This is a genomic window from Escherichia sp. MOD1-EC6162 (assembly GCF_002965125.1).
Classification (GTDB): Bacteria; Pseudomonadota; Gammaproteobacteria; order Enterobacterales; family Enterobacteriaceae; genus Escherichia; species Escherichia marmotae.
Genome location: NZ_PTSB01000057.1, coordinates 1 through 4,432 on the forward strand (window position 1 = coordinate 1; position 4,432 = coordinate 4,432).

General features: G+C 47.3%; 4 protein-coding genes, 4 tRNA genes and 1 rRNA gene. 1 reads left to right on the plus strand and 8 read right to left on the minus strand.

From position 1 onward, the window contains the following. The 5 genes from A9587_RS23810 to A9587_RS23830 all read right to left on the minus strand — a co-directional run. On the minus strand, positions 1 to 271 hold a 271-nt coding region (locus A9587_RS23810; RefSeq protein ID WP_000031677.1), incomplete at its 3' end, for a GTP-binding protein. Between the two features lie 114 nt (positions 272 to 385). Then, a tRNA-Thr gene (locus A9587_RS23815) sits at positions 386 to 461 on the minus strand. A gap of 6 nt (positions 462 to 467) precedes the next feature. Beyond that, positions 468 to 542: transfer RNA gene (locus A9587_RS23820), tRNA-Gly, on the minus strand. 115 nt (positions 543 to 657) lie between these two features. Continuing rightward, a tRNA-Tyr gene (locus A9587_RS23825) sits at positions 658 to 742 on the minus strand. Positions 743 to 750: 8 nt separating this feature from the next. Beyond that, a tRNA-Thr gene (locus A9587_RS23830) sits at positions 751 to 826 on the minus strand. A gap of 361 nt (positions 827 to 1,187) precedes the next feature. Here A9587_RS23830 and coaA point away from each other — a divergent pair. Next, positions 1,188 to 2,138, plus strand: a complete 951-nt coding sequence (coaA, locus tag A9587_RS23845; RefSeq protein ID WP_000023077.1) for a type I pantothenate kinase — start codon at positions 1,188 to 1,190, stop codon at positions 2,136 to 2,138. 29 nt (positions 2,139 to 2,167) lie between these two features. Here coaA and birA read toward each other — a convergent pair whose 3' ends face one another. The 3 genes from birA to rrf all read right to left on the minus strand — a co-directional run bounded on the left by birA (position 2,168) and on the right by rrf (position 4,408). Continuing rightward, a complete protein-coding gene (gene birA / locus A9587_RS23850) occupies positions 2,168 to 3,133 on the minus strand; it encodes a bifunctional biotin--[acetyl-CoA-carboxylase] ligase/biotin operon repressor BirA (protein ID WP_000654622.1) in 966 nt (321 codons plus the stop codon). Further along, entirely contained in the window at positions 3,130 to 4,158 is a 1,029-nt protein-coding gene (gene murB / locus A9587_RS23855; RefSeq protein ID WP_001016702.1) for a UDP-N-acetylmuramate dehydrogenase, read from the minus strand. Before murB ends, birA begins: the two co-directional genes overlap by 4 nt. Before the next feature lie 134 nt (positions 4,159 to 4,292). Beyond that, positions 4,293 to 4,408, minus strand: a 5S ribosomal RNA gene (rrf, locus tag A9587_RS23860). Positions 4,409 to 4,432: the final 24 nt, after the last annotated feature.

A 4,432-nucleotide genomic window follows, 5' to 3' on the forward strand; every position in this document is an offset into this window, starting at 1 on the left:
TTTTAACATAGTCGGCGTGCCCCGGGCAGTCTACGTGTGCGTAGTGACGGGTCGGGGTGTCGTATTCAACGTGAGAAGTGTTGATGGTGATACCACGAGCTTTTTCTTCCGGCGCGTTATCGATCTGATCGAATGCGCGAGCAGCACCGCCGTAGGTTTTAGCCAGTACGGTAGTGATTGCAGCGGTCAGCGTTGTTTTACCATGGTCAACGTGGCCGATAGTACCGACGTTAACGTGCGGTTTTGTACGTTCAAACTTTTCTTTAGACATCGATTGTCCCTCTAAGACACGGATAAATCGGTGATATCACCACATCAACCAGGCAACATGCCCGACTTGTTGAATGCAATAAACAGAAGGAAAAAACAGGGAGGAGAAAAGAAGTGGTGCTGATAGGCAGATTCGAACTGCCGACCTCACCCTTACCAAGGGTGCGCTCTACCAACTGAGCTATATCAGCACATCTTGGAGCGGGCAGCGGGAATCGAACCCGCATCATCAGCTTGGAAGGCTGAGGTAATAGCCATTATACGATGCCCGCATCCTGGAACTCGGCTACCTGATTTTCATTCTGCACTGAATATCGAGAGAAGCTCTCTTTATTCGAGCCGGTAAGCGAACTTATCGTCTCGGGCTACGCATCGCGTGGCCGAAATTGGTGGTGGGGGAAGGATTCGAACCTTCGAAGTCTGTGACGGCAGATTTACAGTCTGCTCCCTTTGGCCGCTCGGGAACCCCACCGGACTTGATGGTGCCGACTACCGGAATCGAACTGGTGACCTACTGATTACAAGTCAGTTGCTCTACCTACTGAGCTAAGTCGGCATCAAGTAGCGCGCATTCTATGGAGACATGCGCGCTCATGCAACTAAAAAATTGCATAATTTGTTTTATTGGTCACATTTTGCACAACGCGATGAAGAAACAGTCAAACAGGGGACAGATTAGCATACTTTTTCAGCATCATTCTGTTTAACAATGCACTCAAGATAAAACACAATTCTTTTTAGTAGATGGAATATCTGTCACATTGCTTTTCAACGATAGCTTGTCGAAAGAGATTTTTTCTTATTATTCCTCCCAATCTGGTGTTACCCTCCTGCCCATTAACCCATTCAACAGAACTGTGACGCGCCATGGCAAATATCGCTTTGCCGATAGAGCTATGATCGCCAGAAACATGCTTATGAGTATAAAAGAGCAAACGTTAATGACGCCTTACCTACAGTTTGACCGCAACCAGTGGGCAGCTCTGCGTGATTCCGTACCTATGACGTTATCGGAGGATGAGATCGCCCGTCTCAAAGGTATAAATGAGGATCTCTCGTTAGAAGAAGTTGCCGAGATCTATTTGCCTTTATCGCGTTTGCTGAACTTCTATATAAGCTCAAACTTGCGCCGTCAGGCAGTTCTGGAACAATTTCTTGGTACTAACGGACAACGCATTCCTTACATTATCAGCATCGCGGGTAGCGTTGCGGTGGGGAAAAGTACGACCGCCCGTGTATTACAGGCTCTATTAAGCCGTTGGCCGGAACACCGTCGTGTTGAGCTGATCACCACCGATGGTTTTCTTCATCCCAACAAAGTGCTTAAAGAACGTGGTCTGATGAAGAAGAAAGGCTTCCCGGAGTCGTATGATATGCATCGTCTGGTGAAGTTTGTTTCCGATCTAAAATCGGGAGTGCCAAACGTTACAGCACCGGTTTACTCGCATCTTATTTATGATGTGATCCCGGATGGCGATAAAACTGTCGTGCAGCCTGATATTTTAATTCTTGAAGGATTAAATGTCTTACAGAGCGGTATGGATTACCCACACGATCCGCATCATGTTTTTGTTTCTGATTTTGTCGATTTTTCGATATATGTTGATGCTCCTGAAGATTTACTGCAGACATGGTATATCAACCGCTTCCTGAAATTCCGTGAAGGCGCTTTTACAGATCCGGATTCCTATTTCCATAACTACGCTAAATTAACAAAAGAAGAAGCGATCAATACTGCCTTGACGCTTTGGAAGGAAATCAACTGGCTGAACTTAAAGCAAAATATTCTTCCTACTCGCGAACGTGCCAGCCTGATCCTGACCAAAAGTGCTAATCATGCGGTAGAAGAAGTCAGACTACGCAAATAATTTAAAGGGGGAGCTATTGCTCCCTTTTTTTATTTATCTGCGCTTCGTAGCGATATTTCACCGCCCATCCAGGGTTTAATTATCCCATCCTGTTCAAGCAATAATGCGCCTTGGTTATCTATCCCGCGCGAAATCCCAAATATTTCTTTATCACCAATGATAAGTTTCACTGGGCGATTAATAAAATTATCCAGTTTTTCCCAACGAGCCAAATAAGGAGTAAGTCCTTCTTGCTCGAAGAGTTCCAGCGCCGCCCGTAATTCACGTATAAGCGTGGCTGCCAGAGTATTACGATCCAGATTGATCCCCGCTTCTTGCAAGGTGATCCATCCCTGATTAACGACACTCTCTTCGACTCGACGCATGGCCATGTTGATCCCGGCACCGATGACAATTTGTGCCGCATCGCCGGTTTTGCCCGTCAGTTCAACGAGAATACCCGCCAGCTTGCGATCCTGCAGATAGAGGTCGTTTGGCCATTTAACACGAACTTTATCAGCTCCCAGCGTGCGTAGTACTTCCGCCATCACGATACCGATAACCAGGCTTAAACCAATCGCCGCAGCAGGGCCTTGCTCCAGACGCCAGAACATTGATAAATATAAGTTTGCGCCAAAAGGAGAAAACCATTTCCGCCCACGGCGACCACGACCCGCTTGCTGATATTCTGCGACACAGGCATCGCCCGATTTAAGCTCTCCTATACGGTCAAGGAGGTACTGGTTCGTAGAATCAATCACCGGTAACACAGCAACATTACCACCATCCAGATGACTCAATATCTGTTCGGCATTAAGTAACTGGATTGGTTCAGGCAGGCTGTATCCTTTGCCCGGAACGGTAAATACATCAACACCCCAGTCACGCAGTGTCTGAATGTGTTTATTAATAGCCGCCCGACTCATTCCCAACGTTTCACCCAGTTGCTCGCCGGAGTGAAATTCGCCGTTCGCTAACAGGGCGATCAATTTCAGTGGAACAGTATTATCCTTCATGAAATTGTCTCCACTGCGCTCACTTCACCTGATGCACCAATAAAGCGGACTTCGGGTTCAAGCCAGACGTTAAATCTTTCACCGACTTTCTGCCTTACGTGATGTGCCAGTTGTACGACGTCTTCACTTTTCGCATTGCCTTCATTAATAAGAACTAGCGCCTGTTGACGATGTACCGCAGCCCCGCCAATCTGTGCCCCTTTTAGCTGACACTGATCGATGAGCCAGCCAGCAGCCAGTTTTACTGAACCATCCGCCTGGAGGTAATTAGGTGCCGTTGGAAATTGTGCCAGTAACGCTTTAGCCATTTCGACTGAAACAACAGGATTTTTGAAGAAACTACCGGCATTACCGTTCACTTTTGGATCGGGAAGTTTTGTAGTTCTCATATGACACACCGCATCAAATACTTGCTGTGGTGTCACCGTTGAAGGCTCCAGACGAGTTAAATCACCATAGGTCAGTACAGGTTGCCACTCTTTTGGCAGGCGCAGACCTACGGCTACAATGGCGAAGCGATCCTGATATTCATGCTTAAAAATACTGTCACGATAACCAAAACGACACTCTTTAGCTGTTAAGCGCACTTGCTTGCCTGTCGTCAGTTCAACGCAGTCAACATAATCGCAAACTCGCTGTAATTCTACGCCATAAGCACCAATATTCTGGATAGGCGATGAGCCGACACAGCCCGGAATTAATGCCAGATTTTCCAGACCGGGCATACCTTGCTGCAAAGTGTATTTCACCAGATGATGCCAGTTTTCTCCCGCCCCAACATGTAAATACCAAGCATCAGGCGTATCGTTAATTTCAATACCTTTGATCCGGTTGATAATCACCGTTCCGCAGTAATCTTCCAGGAAAAGTACGTTACTTCCTTCACCCAGAATAAGAACTGGCTGTCCTTCTGCGGTTGCATGCTGCCAGGCATTGAGTAGTTGTTTTTCGTCTTCCACGCATACAATGTGCTTCGCATTGCGATCAATGCCGAAGGTGTTCCAGGGTTTTAAGGAGTGGTTCATAGCTGCTTTCCTGATGCAAAAACGTGGCTAGTTTACCGTATCTGCGGGGGGATGGCTTGTAGATATAACGACAGGAAGAGTTTTCACCAGCGCAAAAAGGCCATCCTTACGGATGGCCTTTCGCTTTATTTGATGCCTGGCAGTTCCCTACTCTCGCATGGGGAGACCCCACACTACCATCGGCGCTACGGCGTTTCACTTCTGAGTTCGGCATGGGGTCAGGTGGGACCACCGCGCTATCTCCGCCAGGCAAATTCTGTTTATTAACCCGCTT

Excerpts from the sequence above, each read along its gene's own strand:
- murB (WP_001016702.1), bottom strand. The coding sequence starts at position 4,158 with ATGAACCACTCCTTAAAACCCTGGAACACCTTCGGCATTGATCGCAAT.
- coaA (WP_000023077.1), top strand. The coding sequence starts at position 1,188 with ATGAGTATAAAAGAGCAAACGTTAATGACGCCTTACCTACAGTTTGAC.
- birA (WP_000654622.1), bottom strand. The coding sequence starts at position 3,133 with ATGAAGGATAATACTGTTCCACTGAAATTGATCGCCCTGTTAGCGAAC.